The organism is Streptomyces sp. NPDC007991, from assembly GCF_042958445.1.
Taxonomy (GTDB): Bacteria; Actinomycetota; Actinomycetes; order Streptomycetales; family Streptomycetaceae; genus Streptomyces.
Genome location: NZ_JBIBJD010000008.1, coordinates 300,429 through 317,157, shown reverse-complemented (window position 1 = coordinate 317,157; position 16,729 = coordinate 300,429). Strand labels below are relative to the sequence as shown.

Here is a 16,729-nt window from a genome sequence, read left to right as displayed (position 1 = left end):
GGGTGCCGCCCCTTCGTCAGCCAGTGGATCTCAGACGTTGAATCCGAGCGCCCGAAGCTGCTCCCGCCCGTCGTCCGTGATCTTGTCGGGGCCCCACGGCGGCATCCAGACCCAGTTGATGCGCAACTCGTTGACGAGGCCGTCTGTGGCGGACTTCGCCTGGTCCTCGATGACGTCCGTCAGCGGGCAGGCCGCGGAGGTCAGGGTCATGTCCACGGTCGCGATGTTCGACTCGTCGACGTGAATGCCGTAGATCAGGCCGAGGTTGACGACGTCGATGCCCAGTTCGGGGTCGACGACGTCCATCAGGGCCTCACGGAGTTCTTCCTCCGAGGCCGGCTTCATCTCCACGGTCTCGCTCATGCCGTCGTCTCCTTCTCGGCGTCGGCTCCGCCCAGCACCTGGGCCGTCGCGTCCTTCCAGGCCATCCAGCTCAGCAGGGCGCACTTGACCCGGGCCGGGTACTTGGACACCCCGGCGAACGCGACCGCGTCCTCCAGGATGTCCTCCATCGCGTCGTCGGGTTCGAGCTTCCCCTTGGACTGCATCAGCTCCAGGAAGGTCTCCTGGATCTTCCGCGCGTCGGAGAACTCCTTGCCGACGAGGAGTTCGTTCAGTACGGAGGCCGAGGCCTGGCTGATCGAGCAGCCCTGGCCCTCGTACGAGACGTCCTCGATCCTCGTTCCGTCGTACTTCACGCGCAGTGTGATCTCGTCACCGCACGTCGGGTTGACGTGGTGCACCTCGGCGTCGCCATCCCGCAAGCCCCGCCCGTGCGGGTTCTTGTAGTGGTCCAGGATGACTTCCTGGTACATGGAGTCCAGTTTCACCGTTCAGCACGCCCTTCAGCCGAAGAAGTTCCGTACGTGCTCCAGGCCGTCGACCAGCGCGTCGATCTCGGCCGGCGTGGAGTACAGATAGAACGACGCTCGCGTGGTCGCAGGAATTCCGTACCGCAGGCAGACCGGCCGCGCGCAGTGGTGGCCGACCCGGACCGCGATGCCCTGCTCGTCGAGGACCTGGCCCACGTCGTGCGGGTGGATGTCCCCGAGGGTGAAGGAGATCGCCGCTCCGCGCTCCTCGGCCGTGGTCGGGCCGATGATGCGCAGGTCCGGGACCTCCAGCAGCCGCTTCACCGCGTACTCGGTGAGTGCGTGCTCGTGGGCGAGGATCTTGTCCATGCCGATCGAGTTGAGGTAGTCGATCGCCGCGCCGAGACCGATTGCCTGGGAGACCGGGGGCGTGCCCGCCTCGAACTTGTGGGGCGCCGGGGCGTACGTCGAGGAGTGCATCGAGACCGTCTCGATCATCTCGCCGCCGCCGAGGAACGGAGGCAGGTCCTCCAGGAGCTCCTGGCGGCCCCAGAGGACGCCGATGCCCGTCGGGCCGCACATCTTGTGGCCGGTGAAGGCCACGAAGTCGGCCTGGAGGGCCTGCACGTCCAGCGGCATGTGCGGCGCGGCCTGCGAGGCGTCGATGCAGACCAGCGCACCGACCTGCTGGGCGCGGCGCACGATCGCCTCGACCGGGTTCTGGGTGCCCAGGATGTTGGAGACCAGCACGAAGGAGACGATCTTCGTCTTCTCGGTGATGACCTCATCGATATTGGACAGGTCCAGACGGCCGTCGTCGGTGAGGCCGAACCACTTCAGCTTGGCGCCCGTGCGCTGCGCGAGCAGCTGCCACGGCACGATGTTGGAGTGGTGCTCCATCTCCGTGATGACGATCTCGGTGTCGGAGTCCACGCGGTAGGGCTCGTCGGCCCAGCCCAGCATGTTCGCCACGAGGTTGAGCGACTCGGAGGCGTTCTTGGTGAAGATCACCTCGTCGCGCGAGGGCGCGTTGATGAACTCCGCGACCTTGTCGCGCGCGCCCTCGTACAGCGCCGTGGCCTCCTCGGCGAGGACGTGCACGCCACGGTGGACGTTGGCGTTGTGCTGCTCGTAGTACTCGGAGAGCACGTCGAGCACCTGGCGCGGCGTCTGCGAGGTCGCCGCGTTGTCCAGGTACACGAGCTTCTTGCCGTCGTGGACGACGCGGTCCAGGATCGGGAAGTCCTTGCGGAGCGCCTCGGTGTCGAGGAGGCCAGGCAGCTGTGTCACGCGGATGCGCCACCCTTCGTGTATGCCTCGTAGCCCTCTTCCTCCAGCTTGTCGGCGAGCTCGGCACCGCCGGACTCGACGATCCGGCCGCCGGAGAAGACGTGCACGTGGTCGGGCTTGATGTAGCGGAGGATGCGCGTGTAGTGCGTGATCAGCAGGGTGCCGACCTCGCCCGACTCGCGGACGCGGTTCACGCCCTCCGACACGACGCGCAGGGCGTCGACGTCCAGGCCGGAGTCGGTCTCGTCGAGGACCGCGATCTTCGGCTTGAGCAGCTCCAGCTGGAGGATCTCGTGGCGCTTCTTCTCACCGCCGGAGAAGCCCTCGTTGACGTTGCGCTCGGCGAAGGCGGGGTCCATGTTGAGGCGCTCCATGGCCTCCCTGACCTCCTTCACCCAGGTGCGCAGCTTGGGGGCCTCGCCGCGGATGGCGGTCGCGGAGGTGCGCAGGAAGTTCGACACGGAGACACCCGGGACCTCGACCGGGTACTGCATCGCGAGGAACAGACCGGCGCGGGCCCGCTCGTCGACGGACATCTCCAGGACGTCCTCGCCGTCGAGGGTGACGGTGCCGCCGGTGATGGTGTACTTCGGGTGTCCCGCGAGGGAGTAGGCGAGGGTCGACTTGCCCGAGCCGTTGGGGCCCATGATGGCGTGCGTCTCGCCCTGCTTCACGGTGAGGTCGACACCCTTGAGGATTTCCTTCGTGCCGTTCTCGACCTCGACGGTGACGTGCAGGTCTCGGATTTCAAGCGTTGCCATGGGTGCCTCAGGACTCCTGGGTGAGGGAGACGAGCACGTCGTCCCCTTCGATCTTTACGGGGTATACGGGGACGGGGCGCGTCGCGGGAAGAGCGTCGGGCTTGCCGGAGCGGAGGTCGAAGCGCGAGCCGTGCAGCCAGCACTCGATGTGGCAGTCGTCGACCTCGCCCTCCGACAGGGAGACGTTCGCGTGCGAGCAGATGTCGTGGATCGCGAACACCTCGCCCTCGGTCTGCACGATGGACAGGGGCGTGCCGTCGAGTTCCACCCGCTTCGGAGTGTCCTCCTCCAGCTCGCCCAGTCCACAGGCGCGTACGAAGGTCATGCGACGGCCGCCTCCAGCTCCTCCTCGATCTTGGCGATCAGGCGCTCCTCGATGTCGGGGAGGCCGATCTGCTGGACCAGTTCGGCGAAGAAGCCGCGGACCACCAGTCGGCGGGCCTCGTGCTCCGGGATGCCGCGGGCCATGAGGTAGAAGAGCTGCTCGTCGTCGAAGCGGCCGGTGGCCGAGGCGTGGCCGGCGCCGACGATCTCGCCGGTCTCGATCTCCAGGTTCGGTACGGAGTCCACGCGCGCACCGTCCGTGAGGACCAGGTTGCGGTTCATCTCGTACGTGTCCGTGCCCTCGGCCGCGGCCTCGATGAGCACGTCGCCGATCCACACCGCGTGCGCGTCGTCGCCCTGGAGCGCGCCCTTGTAGACGGCGTTCGACTTGCAGTGCGGGACGTTGTGGTCGACCAGGAGGCGGTGCTCCTGGTGCTGGCCCTGGTCGGTGAAGTACAGGCCGAACAGCTCGGCCTCGCCGCCGGGGCCGGCGTAGCGCACGCGCGGGTGCAGCCGGACGACGTCGCCGCCGAAGGTGACGACGACGGACTTGAAGGAGGCGTCGCGGCCGACGAGCGCGTTGTGCTGGGCGACGTGGACGGCCTTGTCGTCCCAGTCCTGGACGGATACGACGGTCAGCTTGGCGCCGTCGCCCAGGAGGTAGTCGACGTTGGCGGCGAGCACCGCGTCACCGGTGTGGTCGATGACCACGACGGCCTCGGCGAAGGCGCCCAGCTCGATCACCTGGTGGCCGAAGGCGGTGCCGCCCTCGCCGTGCACCGCGATGCGGATCGGCTCGGTGAGGACGGTCTCCTTGGGGACGGTCACGACCGAGGCCTTCTCGAAGGCCGAGTAGGCCTGGGCGGCGACGCGGTCCGCCGGGGTGCCCGCCTTGCCGAGCCGCGCGTCGTCGCGGCCGACGGTCTCGACGGTGACGCCCTCGGGGGCCTGGACGTCGACCTTCACGCCGTTGCCGTCGGCCACGGCGGTGCCGTCGTGCAGCCCGCGCAGGCGCTCCAGCGGGGTGAACCGCCACTCCTCCTCACGGCCGTGCGGGACGGGGAAGTCCGCGACGTCGAAGGAGGGGGGCGCGCTCATGCGGGTGGCGACGGTCGACTCGGCCGCCACCGCGATCGAGCCGGTGGTGGTGGAGCCCACCGGGATATTCTGAGCCTCAGCCATGGCTGTCGTAGTGCTCGCTTTCCGTTGCGTAAGGGGCTTGATGGACTGCGGCGGGGATTAACCGACCGCGCCTTCCATCTGCAGCTCGATCAGCCGGTTGAGCTCCAGCGCGTACTCCATGGGGAGCTCCTTGGCGATGGGCTCGACGAAGCCGCGCACGATCATCGCCATCGCCTCGAACTCACTCAGACCGCGGCTCATCAGGTAGAAGAGCTGGTCCTCGGAGACCTTGGAGACGGTGGCCTCGTGGCCCATGGACACGTCGTCCTCGCGGACGTCCACGTAGGGGTAGGTGTCCGAGCGGGAGATCGTGTCGACCAGCAGCGCGTCACAGAGCACGTTCGACTTGGAGCCCGCGGCGCCCTCGCCGATCTCGATGAGACCGCGGTAGGACGTACGGCCGCCACCGCGCGCGACGGACTTCGACACGATGTTGGACGACGTGTTCGGCGCCATGTGGACCATCTTGGCGCCCGCGTCCTGGTGCTGGCCCTCGCCGGCGAAGGCGATGGACAGCGTCTCGCCCTTGGCGTGCTCGCCCATCAGGTAGACGGCCGGGTACTTCATCGTCACCTTGGAGCCGATGTTGCCGTCGACCCACTCCATGGTCGCGCCCTCGTAGGCCACGGCGCGCTTGGTGACCAGGTTGTAGACGTTGTTCGACCAGTTCTGGATGGTCGTGTAGCGGCAGCGGGCGTTCTTCTTGACGATGATCTCGACGACCGCGGAGTGCAGCGAGTCCGACTTGTAGATCGGGGCGGTGCAGCCCTCGACGTAGTGCACGTAGGCACCCTCGTCGACGATGATCAGCGTCCGCTCGAACTGGCCCATGTTCTCCGTGTTGATGCGGAAGTAGGCCTGGAGCGGGATCTCCACGTGGACGCCCGGCGGCACGTAGATGAAGGAGCCGCCCGACCACACGGCGGAGTTCAGCGACGCGAACTTGTTGTCGCCGACGGGGATGACGGTCCCGAAGTACTCCTTGAAGAGCTCCGGGTGCTCCTTCAGGGCCGTGTCGGTGTCGAGGAAGATGACGCCCTGCTCCTCCAGGTCCTCGCGGATCTGGTGGTAGACGACCTCCGACTCGTACTGCGCGGCGACACCGGCGACGAGGCGGTTCTTCTCGGCCTCGGGGATGCCCAGCTTGTCGTACGTGTTCTTGATGTCCTCGGGCAGGTCCTCCCAGGAGGCCGCCTGCTTCTCCGTGGAGCGCACGAAGTACTTGATGTTGTCGAAGTCGATCCCCGACAGGTCCGAGCCCCAGTTCGGCATGGGCTTCTTCTCGAACAGGCGCAGACCCTTGAGGCGGAGCTTGGTCATCCACTCCGGCTCGCTCTTCTTCGAGGAGATGTCCCGGACGACGTCCTCGCCCAGGCCGCGACGCGCCGACGCACCGGCATCGTCCCGGTCGGCCCAGCCGTATTCGTACTTGCCCAGGCCCTCGAGCTCGGGGTGGGCAGTCTCCGTGGGGAGAGTCATGCGGGGTTCCTCCCGGCCGTGCTTGCAGATGCGTTGTGGGAAATCTTGGGGATGAACGTCGTGCAGACGCCGTCGCCGTGCGCGATGGTGGCGAGCCGCTGTACGTGTGTACCGAGCAGCTCGGCGAAAAATTCCGTCTCCGCCTCGCACAGCTGCGGGAACTGCTCGGCGACGTGGGCGACCGGGCAGTGGTGCTGGCAGAGCTGTTCACCCTTCTGCGGGTGGGGCGCGCTGCGCGCGGTTGCAGCGTACCCGTCGGCGCTCAGCGCCTTGGCCAGGGCTTCCGTCCGCTGCTCGGGCGCGGCGGCCTCGACCGCCTTGCGGTACGCGCCCGCCTGCGCGGCGATCCTGGCGCGGGCGAAGGCGGCGATCGCCTCGTTGCCGCCCTCGCGGTCGGCGATCCAGCGCAGCGCGTCCGCCGCGAGCTTGTCGTACGACTGGTCGAAGGCGTCCCGGCCGCAGTCGGTCAGGGCGAACACCTTGGCCGGCCGGCCGCGGGTGCGCGTGCCGTAGACCCGCTGCTTGCGTGCCTCGACGACACCGTCGCCCGCGAGGGCGTCGAGGTGCCGGCGCACGGCCGCCTGGGTGAGGCCCAGCCGCTCGGCGAGCTCGGCGACGGTCGACGGGCCGTGGTCCAGGATGGACCGCGCGACTCGGTTGCGGGTGGACCGCTCCCCGGTCGCGAGTTCCTCCTGAGGGGACCCCGTGGGGGTCTCCCGAACCTCGCCGACGTTTTTCACAACGCCATTGTTGCGTAATTCATCCGGGCCGGGCAAGCCGCGCCCGGCGCCCTCGCCGTGCCTTGCATCACTTAGGTAAAGCTAACCTGACCTGCGAAAACGATCTCCGATCGGTCAAACCGGTGGCATGGCACGGCCGCGTGGGGGACACTCCCGAACCATGTCCACACCCCCTCCGACCGGCCCTCTTGTCACCCGGGACACCCTGCGCGCGCAGCTGTCCGAGCTGGGGGTGCGCCCCGGCGAGACCCTCCTCGTGCACTCTTCGCTCAGCTCCCTCGGCTGGGTCAACGGCGGCGCCGTCGCGGTGGTGCGGGGACTGCTCGACGCACTCGGCCCCGAGGGCACGTTGGTGGTTCCGACCCAGACCGGCGACCTCTCCGACCCGGCCCTGTGGGGCAACCCGCCCGTACCACCGGACTGGTGGGAGGCCATCCGGGCCACGATGCCCGCCTACGACCCCCGGATCACGCCCACGCGCGGGGTAGGCGTCGTCCCGGAGACCGTGCGCACCTGGCCCGGCGCGCTGCGCAGCGCCCATCCGCAGACCTCCTTCGCGGCGGTCGGCCCGCGCGCGGCGGAGGTGACCGAGGGCCACGCGTCCGACTGCCGGCTGGGCGAGCGCAGCCCGCTGGCGAAGCTGGAGGCCATGGGCGCCCGGGTCCTGCTGCTCGGCGCCGGCTACGCCTCCTGCACCAGCTTCCACCTCGCCGAGTACCGGATACCGTCCCCGCGCGTCGCCGTGGGCCGGCCGGGCCCCGACGGCTGGGAGACCGTGACCGAGGTGTCGATCAGCTCGGACCGTTTCGACGAGCTGGGCTACGACTTCGAGCGGGACCGTCCCGTCGTACGCGGCAAGGTCGGGGCGGCCGAGGCGCGGCTGTTCCCGGTGGCGGACGCGGTGGCCTACGCCGAGCGCTGGCTGCCGGTGCACCGCCCCCGTGAGGAGGAGTTCCCGCACCCCCCGGTCTGAGGCCCCGCGCACGAACCTAGACTCTGGACCCATGCGAAGTGAGCCCGTGGTCCAGGTCCAGGCCCTGGTGAAGCGGTACGGCACGAAGACCGCGGTGGACGGGCTCGACCTGGTGGCCCGGGCGGGTGTGACCGCCGTGCTCGGTCCCAACGGGGCGGGCAAGACGACCACGGTCGAGACCTGCGAGGGGTACCGGAAGCCGGACTCCGGCACGGTGCGCGTCCTGGGCCTCGACCCGGTCGGCCACTCCCGGGACCTGCGGCCCCGGATCGGCGTGATGCTCCAGTCCGGCGGCGTCTACTCGGGCTCCCGCGCCGACGAGATGCTCCGCCACGTAGCCAGACTGCACGCCCACCCCCTGGACGTGGACGCGCTCATCGAACGCCTCGGGCTCGGCTCGTGCGGCCGTACGACGTACCGGCGGCTGTCGGGCGGGCAGCAGCAGCGGCTGGCCCTCGCGATGGCCGTGGTCGGCCGCCCCGAGCTGGTGTTCCTGGACGAGCCGACCGCAGGGCTCGACCCGCAGGCCCGCCGCGCCACCTGGGACCTGGTCCGGGACCTGCGCGCCGACGGGGTCTCCGTGATCCTCACCACCCACTACATGGACGAGGCCGAGCAGCTCGCCGACGACGTGGCGATCATCGACGCGGGCCGGGTCATCGCCCAGGGCTCCCCGGAGGAGCTGTGCCGGGGCGGCGCCGAGAACACGCTCCGCTTCAGCGGCCGGCCCGGCCTGGACGTCGGCTCGCTGCTGAAGGCCCTGCCCGCCGACTGCTCGGCCGCCGAGCTGACGCCCGGCTCGTACCGGGTCGCCGGCAAGGTCGACCCGCAACTGCTCGCGACGGTCACCTCCTGGTGCGCCCAGCACGGCGTGATGCCGGAGAAGATCTCGGTGGAGCGGCACACCCTGGAAGACGTCTTCCTGGAGCTCACGGGGAAGGAGCTGCGTTCGTGACCGCCACCGGCACCTATGCGCCGAAGCCGGGGGCCGCGCCCCTGACCCGCATGATCACGGCCCAGGCCGCGCTCGAGACGAAGATGCTGCTGCGCAACGGCGAGCAACTGCTGCTGACCGTCGTCATCCCCACCCTGCTCCTGGTGCTCTTCAGCACCGTCGACATCGTCGACACGGGCGCCGGCGAGGCCGTCGACTTCCTCGCCCCCGGCATCCTCGCGCTCGCGGTGATGTCGACCGCGTTCACCGGGCAGGCCATCGCGACCGGCTTCGAGCGCCGCTACGGCGTCCTGAAGCGGCTCGCCTCCTCGCCGCTGCCACGCTGGGGCCTGATGACCGCGAAGACGCTGTCCGTGCTGGTCACCGAGGTGCTCCAGGTGGTCCTGCTGACGGTGATCGCCTTCGCGCTCGGCTGGTCGCCGCACGGCAACCCGTTCGCCGTGCTGCTGCTCCTGGTCCTCGGTACGGCGGCCTTCTCGGGCCTCGGCCTGCTCATGGCCGGGACGCTGAAGGCCGAGGCGACGCTCGCCGCCGCCAACCTGGTGTTCCTGCTGCTGCTCGTCGGCGGCGGGGTCATCGTGCCGCTCGACAAGTTCCCCGCCGCCGCGCAGGACGTGCTCGGCCTGCTGCCCATCGCCGCCCTGTCCGACGGCCTGCGGGACGTGCTCCGGCACGGCGCCGGGATGCCCTGGGCCGACCTGGGGATCCTGGGCGTCTGGGCGGTCGTCGGGCTGGCGGCGGCCGGGAAGTTCTTCCGCTGGGAGTAGGGAAGGTGTCCTGTGACGGACCCTCGTGAAAGCGTGCACAAGCGGCGTCCTACGATGGGTCGCGTGCCAAAAGTGACCCGCGCCGACGCCTTGGCGGCCCTGCGCAACCCGCTCGCCTTCATCGCCGAGCGCTGGACCCCGGAACCCCGGACGGTCCAGCGCGCGGCCCTCTCCGCAGTCGTCATGTCGGTGCTCATCGTGGTCACCGGCGGAGCCGTGCGGCTGACCGGCTCGGGCCTGGGCTGCCCGACCTGGCCCAAGTGCACCGACGACTCGCTCACCGCCACCAGCGCGATGGGCTTCCACGGCGCCATCGAGTTCGGCAACCGCATGCTGACGTACGTGCTGTGCGCCGCCGTCGGCTGGGCGATCATCGCCGCGCGCTCGCAGAAGCCGTACCGGCGCGGCCTGACCCGGCTGGGCTGGGCGCAGTTCTGGATCGTGATGAGCAACGCGGTGCTCGGCGGCATCGTGGTGCTGGTCGGGCTCAACCCGTACACGGTCGCGGCGCACTTCGTGGCGACTTCCGCGCTGATCGCGGTGGCCACGGTGATGTGGCAGCGCACCCGCGAGGGCGACGCCGCGCCGCGCCCGCTGGTCGGCAAGGCCGTGTGGCAGCTGGTGTGGTTCCTGGTCGCCGCCGCCGTGCTGCTCATCCTGGTCGGCACGGTGGTCACGGGCGCCGGCCCGCACGCCGGCGACTCCAGCGAGGTCGAGCGGATGCCCGTCGACTGGGAGACGGTGAGCAAACTGCACGCCGTGCTGGCGTGGATCGTGGTGACGCTGACGTTCGCCCTGTGGTTCGTCCTCAAGGCGGTCGACGCGCCGCGCTCCCCGCTGAACCGCACCCGCGAACTGTTCCTGATCCTGCTCGCGCAGGGCGTCATCGGCTACGTCCAGTACTTCACGGACCTGCCCGAGGTCCTGGTCGGCCTGCACATGCTCGGCTCGGCCGTGATGTGGATCTGGGTGCTGCGGGTGGTGCTGTCGCTGCGCGAGCGGCCGGAGGGCGTGGCCGACGTGCCCGGTCCCGCCGCCGAGGCCTCACTGACCAAGGCTTAGGGCCTGTCGTTTGGATCACGCCGCAGACGCGGGGTCTGGCAGGCGCATCTGCGGCGTTGTCGTCGGTTGCCGACGCTCCGCGTCGACGCCCTCCTCCGCCTTGCATCTGCACGCACCAGACCCCGCTCACCGGCGCTGATCAGCACTGTCGGTTCCCTGCGACCTGATCCAAACGACAGGCCCTAGTCGAGCCCGTACACCCGCCGCGCGTTCCCCGACGCCAGCATCCCCGCCACACGCTGGGCGTCGGCCAGGGACCACGCGCCCTCGGCGACCCAGGTGCCGAGCACCCGGCCGAGCCCCTCGCGGAACAGCCGGGCGCCGACGACGTGCAACTCGGGCAGCCCCTGGGCGCCGGTGGAGAAAAGGATCTTGCCGAAGGGGGCCAGCTCCAGGATCTCCGCGAGGACGGTCGCGGCACGGGCGCCGGTGCGGACCAGGGCGGCGCCGGAGTCGACGTGGACGTGCGGGAAGACACCGGCCAGGTGGGCGGCGTGCCGGTGGTAGGGGTAGCCGTGCAGCAGGACGAGGTCCGTACCGAGCCCGGCCGTGGCCCGGACGAAGTCCGTCAGCAGCACCGGATCCGTACGGTCGATCCGCAGGCCCGGCGCGCCGAGCCCCGCGTGCAGCTGGAGCGGCAGCCCCGAGGCGACCGCGCTCCACAGCAGGTGCCGCAGCAGCACGGGGTCGCTCAGCTCCCCGCCGACCCCGCGCCCCGCGAGCCAGCGGCCGACGGCCCCGCGCACCTCCCCCGGCCCGGGCGGCTCCGGCGCGAGCGCGAGGCCGTGCCGTACGCCCGCGACCGAGGTGAAGGCGACGGCGTGCGCGGCGGCGGAGTGCACGGACTCGGCGAGGTTGGCGAGGAAGGACTCGACGGTCCCGGAGGTGTCGGCGACCTGCTCGGCGAGCAGCTCCAGACGGACGATCTCGCGGGCCTCGGCGGCTCCGGCGGAGGCCAGTTCACCGGGCTCGGTCAGATCACCGGGCAGGCCCGCGTCGACCAGGTACGTCGTGATGCCGCTGCCGCGCAGGAGCCTGCGGGCGGACTCCAGGACGCCCAGTTCGCGGCGGCGGGCGAGGTAGCCGGCGGGCGGGCAGTGCGGTTCGAGGCCGAGCAGGGGTGGGCACCAGCGGCGCACGGCGAAGCCGGTCTGGGTGTCGAAGAGGGTGGTGCCGGGGGCGGGTGGGCCCTCCGTGCGGGAGAGGTGGGCCTCGAAGGTGCCGAGGCCCAGCTCCGTGCGGAGTACTCCGTGGCAGTACTGGTCCACTAGGGACGGCGTTTCGATCATCCGGGCTCCCCGGTGTGGACCCTGTTGTTCCTAAGGGTCCTAACGGGTGAACCGGGTTGAGGTCGCGGTTCCGTCGTGGGTGCGTCGGTGTGTTCGGCGGGTGCGGGTCCGTTGTGGTTGCTCGCGCAGTTCCCTCGCCCCTGAAGGGTCAGTCGTTCTTGGGGCCGCCTACTTGGATCCCTGCCATGCGCGACCACTCGTAGCGGCCCGTCTTCACCTTGGCCGCGAACTCGCCGTCGAAGGACTCGTGGGCCGTGATGCCGGACTTCTCCACGGCCTTCTCGGCGATCTCGTAGGAGGGGGCCACCAGGTCGCCCCAGGTGCCGTCCTCGCCGACCAGGACGATGCGGGCGCCGCGTTCGCCGAGGTAGGCGACCTGGCCCTCGGCGCCGCCGTGGGCCTTGGAGAAGGAGCCGATCTGCGTGGCGAGCCGGGCGACCTTGCGCTCGCCCTTCGGGTCAACCTGCTGCGTTTCTGCCATGGCCGCGATGCTACTCGCGGGTAGATCGACTGGCGAGAGCAGGGCCCTGTGACATACGTCAGTGCTGCGTCAGCGCAGGAAGGGGTCGACCGCGACCGCCACGAACAGCAGCGACACATAGGTGATCGACCAGTGGAACAGGCGCATCTCCTTCAGCTTCGCGCCCGTCACCTCGGCCTTCGCGCGGTTCTGCAGGCCGTGCGCCTCCCAGAGCCAGAAGCCGCCCGCCAGCAGCGCGACCAACGTGTAGAACCAGCCGGTGTAGCCGAGCGGCTGCAGCAGGAGCGAGACGGCGACCATGACCCAGCTGTAGATCACGATCTGCTTGGCGACCACCTTGTTGGAGGCGACCACCGGCAGCATCGGCACGCCCACGCGCGCGTAGTCCTCCTTGACCTTCATGGACAGCGGCCAGTAGTGCGGCGGCGTCCAGAAGAACATGACGAGGAACAGGATGACCGGCGCCCACGACATGGAGTTCGTGACCGAGGACCAGCCGATCAGCACGGGCAGACAGCCGGCGATGCCGCCCCAGACGATGTTCTGCGAGGTACGGCGCTTGAGGATCATCGTGTAGACGACGACGTAGAACAGGAGCGCGCCGAGGGAGAGCCAGGCGCTCAGCCAGTTCACGGTGAGGCCGAAGAGCAGGGTCGAGGCGACCGCCAGGGTGATGCCGAAGGCGAGGCACTCGCGCGGGCTGACCATGCCGGTGACCAGCGGCCGCTGCGAGGTGCGGTCCATCAGGGCGTCGATGTCGCGGTCGATGTACATGTTGAGCGCGTTGGCGCCGCCCGCCGACATGTAGCCACCGACGCAGGTCAGCAGCACCAGCGTCAGGTCGGGCACACCCTGCTGCGCCAGGAACATCACCGGCACGGTGGTGATCAGGAGCAGCTCGATGATCCGCGGCTTGGTGAGAGCCACGAACGCCTTGACACGGGCCCCGAACGGCCGGTGGGCCGGGCTCTGGTCCGTCCCGAGCATCCCCGCTGGACGGGATTCAACGGCCGTCACGCACACCCCTACAGAGACATCCCAGCGAGCCTCACCCGTGTGAAGTCCCGGTAAAGGCTCGCGCGTACCACGCCACTTTAGACGTTGCCCAGAGTCGGACATTCGCGGGGGTCGGGTCGTGTTGGCGAGCGGCTTCCGAAGGGCGCGCGGAAGCTCGATTGAGCACCCGGATGAGCGGGTCCGTATTCACTTGCCGAAGGGGATACGGCCCAGTCATGAAGCGGATCCAAACGTGTCCCGGCACTCTGGAGCGACTCGAAAGAACGCACGTCCTACGGGGGTAGGCTCGGCTGCGGCCGGTGGACGCCCCGATACACCGGCATCCGACTTGTGAGAGGAGCCCTGACCCAGGGTGAGCACCAAGCCGACCACCACAGACCTCGAGTGGACCGAGTTGGACCAGCGGGCCGTCGACACCGCGCGTGTCCTGGCCGCCGATGCCGTACAGAAGGTCGGTAACGGCCATCCGGGTACGGCGATGAGTCTCGCGCCTGCCGCCTACACCCTCTTCCAGAAGGTGATGCGGCACGACCCGGCGGACGCCGACTGGGTCGGGCGGGACCGCTTCGTGCTGTCCGCCGGCCACTCGTCCCTGACCCTCTACACCCAGCTGTACCTGGCCGGTTTCGGTCTGGAGCTGGATGATCTGAAGTCCTTCCGCACCTGGGGTTCGAAGACGCCGGGCCACCCCGAGTACGGGCACACCACCGGTGTGGAGACGACGACCGGCCCGCTCGGGCAGGGTGTCGCCAACGCGGTGGGCATGGCGATGGCCGCCCGCTACGAGCGGGGTCTGTTCGACCCGGAGGCCCCGGAGGGCGAGTCCCCCTTCGACCACTTCGTCTACTGCGTCGCCGGTGACGGCTGCCTCCAGGAGGGCATCTCCGCGGAGGCGTCGTCGCTGGCGGGCCACCAGAAGCTGGGCAACCTGATCCTGCTGTGGGACGACAACCACATCTCGATCGAGGGCGACACCGAGACGGCCGTGTCCGAGGACACGGTGAAGCGGTACGAGGCCTACGGCTGGCACGTGCAGCGGGTGGAGCCGCAGGCCAACGGCGACCTGGACCCGGCCTCGATCTACGAGGCGATCCAGCGGGCCAAGGCGGTCACGGACAGGCCCTCGTTCATCGCGATGCGCTCGATCATCGCCTGGCCGGCCCCGAACGCGCAGAACACCGAGGCCGCGCACGGCTCGGCCCTGGGCGACGACGAGGTCGCGGCGACCAAGCGGGTCCTGGGCTTCGACCCCGAGCAGAGCTTCGAGGTCGCCGACGAGGTGATCACGCACACCCGCAAGGCGCTGGAGCGGGGCCAGGCGGCCCGCGCGGTGTGGGAGAAGACGTACCAGCAGTGGCGGGACAACAACCCCGAGCGCGCCGCCGAGTACGACCGGGTCGCCAAGGGTGAGCTGCCGGCCGGCTGGGAGGAGAAGATCCCGGTCTTCGAGGTCGGCAAGGGCGTGGCCACGCGTGCCGCCTCCGGCAAGGTCCTCCAGGCGCTCGGCGCGGTGATCCCGGAGCTGTGGGGCGGCTCGGCCGACCTGGCGGGCTCCAACAACACCACGATCGACAAGACCAGCTCCTTCCTCCCGGCGGACAACCCGCTGCCGGAGGCGGACCCGTACGGCCGCACGATCCACTTCGGTATCCGCGAGCACGCGATGGCCGCCGAGATGAACGGCATCGCGCTGCACGGCAACACCCGGATCTACGGCGGCACGTTCCTGGTCTTCTCCGACTACATGCGCAACGCGGTGCGGCTGTCGGCGCTGATGCACCTGCCGGTGACGTACGTGTGGACGCACGACTCCATCGGCCTGGGCGAGGACGGCCCGACCCACCAGCCGGTCGAGCACCTGGCCTCGCTGCGCGCCATCCCCGGCCTGAACCTCGTGCGCCCGGCGGACGCCAACGAGACCGCCATCGCCTGGCGCGAGATCCTCCGGCGCTGGACGAAGGAGTTCGGCAAGGGCCAGCCGCACGGTCTGGCGCTGACCCGTCAGGGCGTGCCGACGTACGAGCCCAACGACGATGCCGCCAAGGGCGGTTACGTCCTGTTCGAGGCCGACGGCGGCGAGCCCGAGGTCATCCTGATCGCCACCGGCTCGGAGGTGCACGTCGCCGTGGAGGCGCGCGAGCAGCTCCAGGGCGCCGGCGTGCGCACCCGTGTGGTGTCCATGCCGTCGGTGGAGTGGTTCGAGCAGCAGGACCAGGGGTACCGGGACAGCGTTCTGCCGCCGTCCGTCAAGGCGCGCGTCGCGGTGGAGGCCGGGATCGGCCTGACGTGGCACAAGTACGTCGGGGACGCCGGCCGCATCGTTTCCCTGGAGCACTTCGGTGCTTCGGCCGACGGCAAGGTCCTTTTCCGTGAGTTCGGCTTCACTGCCGAGAACGTTGCCGCCGCCGCGCGGGAATCGATCGCCGCAGCTCAGCGCTGACGCTTACATACGACACGTAGGAGATGGAATTTCCATGACAGACGCACTCAAGCGCCTCTCCGAGGAAGGCGTCGCGATCTGGCTGGACGACCTGTCGCGCAAGCGGATCACGTCCGGCAACCTCGCCGAGCTGCTCGACCAGCAGCACGTCGTGGGCGTCACGACCAACCCGACGATCTTCCAGAAGGCGATCTCCGAGGGCGACGGCTACGATCAGCAGCTCTCCGACCTCGCCGCCCGCAAGGTCACCGTCGAAGAGGCCATCCGCATGATCACGACGGCGGACGTCCGCGACGCCGCCGACATCCTGCGCCCGGTCTTCGACGCCACCGGCGGCCAGGACGGCCGGGTCTCGATCGAGGTCGACCCGCGCCTGGCGCACAACACCAAGGCGACGGTCGCCGAAGCCCGCCAGCTGGCCTGGCTGGTGGACCGGCCCAACACGCTGATCAAGATCCCGGCCACCAAGGCGGGCATCCCGGCGATCACCGAGACCATCGGCAACGGCATCAGCGTCAACGTCACGCTGATCTTCTCGCTGGAGCGCTACCGCGAGGTGATGGACGCCTACCTGTCCGGTCTGGAGAAGGCCAAGGCCAAGGGCCTGGACCTGTCCCAGATCCACTCGGTGGCGTCCTTCTTCGTCTCGCGCGTCGACACCGAGGTCGACAAGCGGATCGACGCGCTCGGCACCGACGAGGCCAAGGCGCTGCGCGGCAAGGCCGCCATCGCCAACGCCCGGCTCGCCTACCAGGCGTACGAGGAGGTCTTCTCCTCGGACCGCTGGAACGCGCTGGAGCGCGAGGGCGCCAACAAGCAGCGTCCGCTGTGGGCCTCCACCGGCGTGAAGGACAAGGCGTACCAGGACACGATGTACGTCACCGAGCTGGTCGCGCCGAACACGGTGAACACCATGCCGGAGGCGACCCTGTACGCCACCGAGGACCACGGCGAGATCACCGGCGACACCGTCGCCGGCACGTACGAGCAGGCCCGGGCCGACCTCGACGCGGTCGAGCAGCTCGGCATCAAGTACGACGACGTGGTGCAGCTGCTGGAGGACGAGGGCGTCGAGAAGTTCGAGGCGTCCTGGACCGACCTGCTGAAGTCGACCGAGGCCGAGCTTCAGCGCCTCGCCCCCTCGGAGGGCTGAACAG

At 69.7% G+C, this 16,729-nt stretch carries 17 protein-coding genes; 6 read left to right on the top strand and 11 right to left on the bottom strand.

All coding sequences use genetic code 11. The features are described 5' to 3' along the window. Positions 1-30: 30 nt before the first annotated feature. The 8 genes from ACFZDA_RS24600 to ACFZDA_RS24565 are packed head-to-tail and all read right to left on the bottom strand — an operon-like array spanning position 31 to position 6,588. A complete protein-coding gene (locus tag ACFZDA_RS24600) occupies positions 31-363 on the bottom strand; it encodes a metal-sulfur cluster assembly factor (RefSeq protein ID WP_010039749.1) in 333 nt (110 codons plus the stop codon). Continuing rightward, complete coding sequence (sufU, locus tag ACFZDA_RS24595) at positions 360-830, bottom strand: Fe-S cluster assembly sulfur transfer protein SufU (protein WP_391085401.1); 471 nt, start codon at positions 828-830, stop codon at positions 360-362. Before sufU ends, ACFZDA_RS24600 begins: the two co-directional genes overlap by 4 nt. Positions 831-845: 15 nt before the next feature. Further along, on the bottom strand, positions 846-2,102 hold the full coding sequence (locus ACFZDA_RS24590) for a SufS family cysteine desulfurase (RefSeq protein ID WP_391085398.1): 1,257 nt from the start codon (positions 2,100-2,102) through the stop codon (positions 846-848). Then, complete coding sequence (sufC, locus tag ACFZDA_RS24585) at positions 2,099-2,863, bottom strand: Fe-S cluster assembly ATPase SufC (protein WP_086561394.1); 765 nt, start codon at positions 2,861-2,863, stop codon at positions 2,099-2,101. Before sufC ends, ACFZDA_RS24590 begins: the two co-directional genes overlap by 4 nt. 7 nt (positions 2,864-2,870) lie before the next feature. Next, complete coding sequence (locus ACFZDA_RS24580) at positions 2,871-3,188, bottom strand: non-heme iron oxygenase ferredoxin subunit (protein WP_086561395.1); 318 nt, start codon at positions 3,186-3,188, stop codon at positions 2,871-2,873. Next, a complete protein-coding gene (sufD, locus tag ACFZDA_RS24575) occupies positions 3,185-4,369 on the bottom strand; it encodes a Fe-S cluster assembly protein SufD (protein WP_391085393.1) in 1,185 nt (394 codons plus the stop codon). Before sufD ends, ACFZDA_RS24580 begins: the two co-directional genes overlap by 4 nt. Before the next feature lie 57 nt (positions 4,370-4,426). Then, the gene (gene sufB, locus ACFZDA_RS24570; protein ID WP_391085390.1) at positions 4,427-5,848 is read right to left on the bottom strand and encodes a Fe-S cluster assembly protein SufB; all 1,422 of its coding nucleotides are present in this window, start codon (positions 5,846-5,848) and stop codon (positions 4,427-4,429) included. Continuing rightward, positions 5,845-6,588, bottom strand: coding sequence for an ArsR family transcriptional regulator (locus ACFZDA_RS24565; RefSeq protein WP_391085387.1), 744 nt, complete (start codon positions 6,586-6,588; stop codon positions 5,845-5,847). Before ACFZDA_RS24565 ends, sufB begins: the two co-directional genes overlap by 4 nt. Before the next feature lie 160 nt (positions 6,589-6,748). Between ACFZDA_RS24565 and ACFZDA_RS24560 the strand changes: the two genes are divergently transcribed. The 4 genes from ACFZDA_RS24560 to ACFZDA_RS24545 are packed head-to-tail and all read left to right on the top strand — an operon-like array spanning position 6,749 to position 10,345. After that, the gene (locus ACFZDA_RS24560; protein WP_391085384.1) at positions 6,749-7,561 is read left to right on the top strand and encodes an AAC(3) family N-acetyltransferase; all 813 of its coding nucleotides are present in this window, start codon (positions 6,749-6,751) and stop codon (positions 7,559-7,561) included. 31 nt (positions 7,562-7,592) lie between these two features. After that, positions 7,593-8,516, top strand: coding sequence for an ATP-binding cassette domain-containing protein (locus tag ACFZDA_RS24555; protein ID WP_391085381.1), 924 nt, complete (start codon positions 7,593-7,595; stop codon positions 8,514-8,516). Between the two features lie 50 nt (positions 8,517-8,566). After that, positions 8,567-9,283 (top strand): ABC transporter permease, encoded by a 717-nt coding sequence (locus ACFZDA_RS24550; RefSeq protein WP_391085741.1) that lies wholly within the window; start codon positions 8,567-8,569, stop codon positions 9,281-9,283. A 54-nt stretch (positions 9,284-9,337) separates the two neighbouring features. Then, positions 9,338-10,345: a COX15/CtaA family protein gene (locus tag ACFZDA_RS24545; RefSeq protein ID WP_391085377.1), complete on the top strand. Its 1,008-nt coding sequence runs from the start codon at positions 9,338-9,340 to the stop codon at positions 10,343-10,345. 182 nt (positions 10,346-10,527) lie between these two features. Here the strand turns inward: ACFZDA_RS24545 and ACFZDA_RS24540 are convergent, their stop codons facing one another. From ACFZDA_RS24540 to ACFZDA_RS24530, 3 genes are all read right to left on the bottom strand, one after another. Continuing rightward, positions 10,528-11,634, bottom strand: coding sequence for an amidohydrolase family protein (locus ACFZDA_RS24540; RefSeq protein ID WP_391085374.1), 1,107 nt, complete (start codon positions 11,632-11,634; stop codon positions 10,528-10,530). Between the two features lie 148 nt (positions 11,635-11,782). Further along, positions 11,783-12,115, bottom strand: coding sequence for a hypothetical protein (locus ACFZDA_RS24535; protein ID WP_391085371.1), 333 nt, complete (start codon positions 12,113-12,115; stop codon positions 11,783-11,785). A 69-nt stretch (positions 12,116-12,184) separates the two neighbouring features. Then, positions 12,185-13,102, bottom strand: coding sequence for a heme o synthase (locus ACFZDA_RS24530; RefSeq protein WP_391085739.1), 918 nt, complete (start codon positions 13,100-13,102; stop codon positions 12,185-12,187). 382 nt (positions 13,103-13,484) lie between these two features. On the opposite strand from ACFZDA_RS24530, the gene tkt reads away from it, so the two are divergent. Together tkt and tal are read left to right on the top strand one after the other, a co-directional pair. Further along, positions 13,485-15,572, top strand: a complete 2,088-nt coding sequence (tkt, locus tag ACFZDA_RS24525; protein WP_391085368.1) for a transketolase — start codon at positions 13,485-13,487, stop codon at positions 15,570-15,572. Positions 15,573-15,606: 34 nt separating this feature from the next. Continuing rightward, on the top strand, positions 15,607-16,725 hold the full coding sequence (tal, locus tag ACFZDA_RS24520; RefSeq protein WP_391085365.1) for a transaldolase: 1,119 nt from the start codon (positions 15,607-15,609) through the stop codon (positions 16,723-16,725). The last annotated feature ends 4 nt before the right edge of the window (positions 16,726-16,729 follow it).

Bases quoted from the DNA above. Each gene is read 5' to 3' on its own strand.
- ACFZDA_RS24550 (WP_391085741.1), top strand. From the start codon at position 8,567: ATGATCACGGCCCAGGCCGCGCTCGAGACGAAGATGCTGCTGCGCAAC.
- ACFZDA_RS24580 (WP_086561395.1), bottom strand. From the start codon at position 3,188: ATGACCTTCGTACGCGCCTGTGGACTGGGCGAGCTGGAGGAGGACACT.
- ACFZDA_RS24560 (WP_391085384.1), top strand. From the start codon at position 6,749: ATGTCCACACCCCCTCCGACCGGCCCTCTTGTCACCCGGGACACCCTG.
- ACFZDA_RS24530 (WP_391085739.1), bottom strand. From the start codon at position 13,102: ATGCTCGGGACGGACCAGAGCCCGGCCCACCGGCCGTTCGGGGCCCGT.
- sufD (WP_391085393.1), bottom strand. From the start codon at position 4,369: ATGGCTGAGGCTCAGAATATCCCGGTGGGCTCCACCACCACCGGCTCG.
- sufC (WP_086561394.1), bottom strand. From the start codon at position 2,863: ATGGCAACGCTTGAAATCCGAGACCTGCACGTCACCGTCGAGGTCGAG.
- tal (WP_391085365.1), top strand. From the start codon at position 15,607: ATGACAGACGCACTCAAGCGCCTCTCCGAGGAAGGCGTCGCGATCTGG.
- ACFZDA_RS24545 (WP_391085377.1), top strand. From the start codon at position 9,338: ATGGGTCGCGTGCCAAAAGTGACCCGCGCCGACGCCTTGGCGGCCCTG.
- ACFZDA_RS24555 (WP_391085381.1), top strand. From the start codon at position 7,593: ATGCGAAGTGAGCCCGTGGTCCAGGTCCAGGCCCTGGTGAAGCGGTAC.
- ACFZDA_RS24540 (WP_391085374.1), bottom strand. From the start codon at position 11,634: ATGATCGAAACGCCGTCCCTAGTGGACCAGTACTGCCACGGAGTACTC.
- ACFZDA_RS24600 (WP_010039749.1), bottom strand. From the start codon at position 363: ATGAGCGAGACCGTGGAGATGAAGCCGGCCTCGGAGGAAGAACTCCGT.
- ACFZDA_RS24535 (WP_391085371.1), bottom strand. From the start codon at position 12,115: ATGGCAGAAACGCAGCAGGTTGACCCGAAGGGCGAGCGCAAGGTCGCC.
- sufB (WP_391085390.1), bottom strand. From the start codon at position 5,848: ATGACTCTCCCCACGGAGACTGCCCACCCCGAGCTCGAGGGCCTGGGC.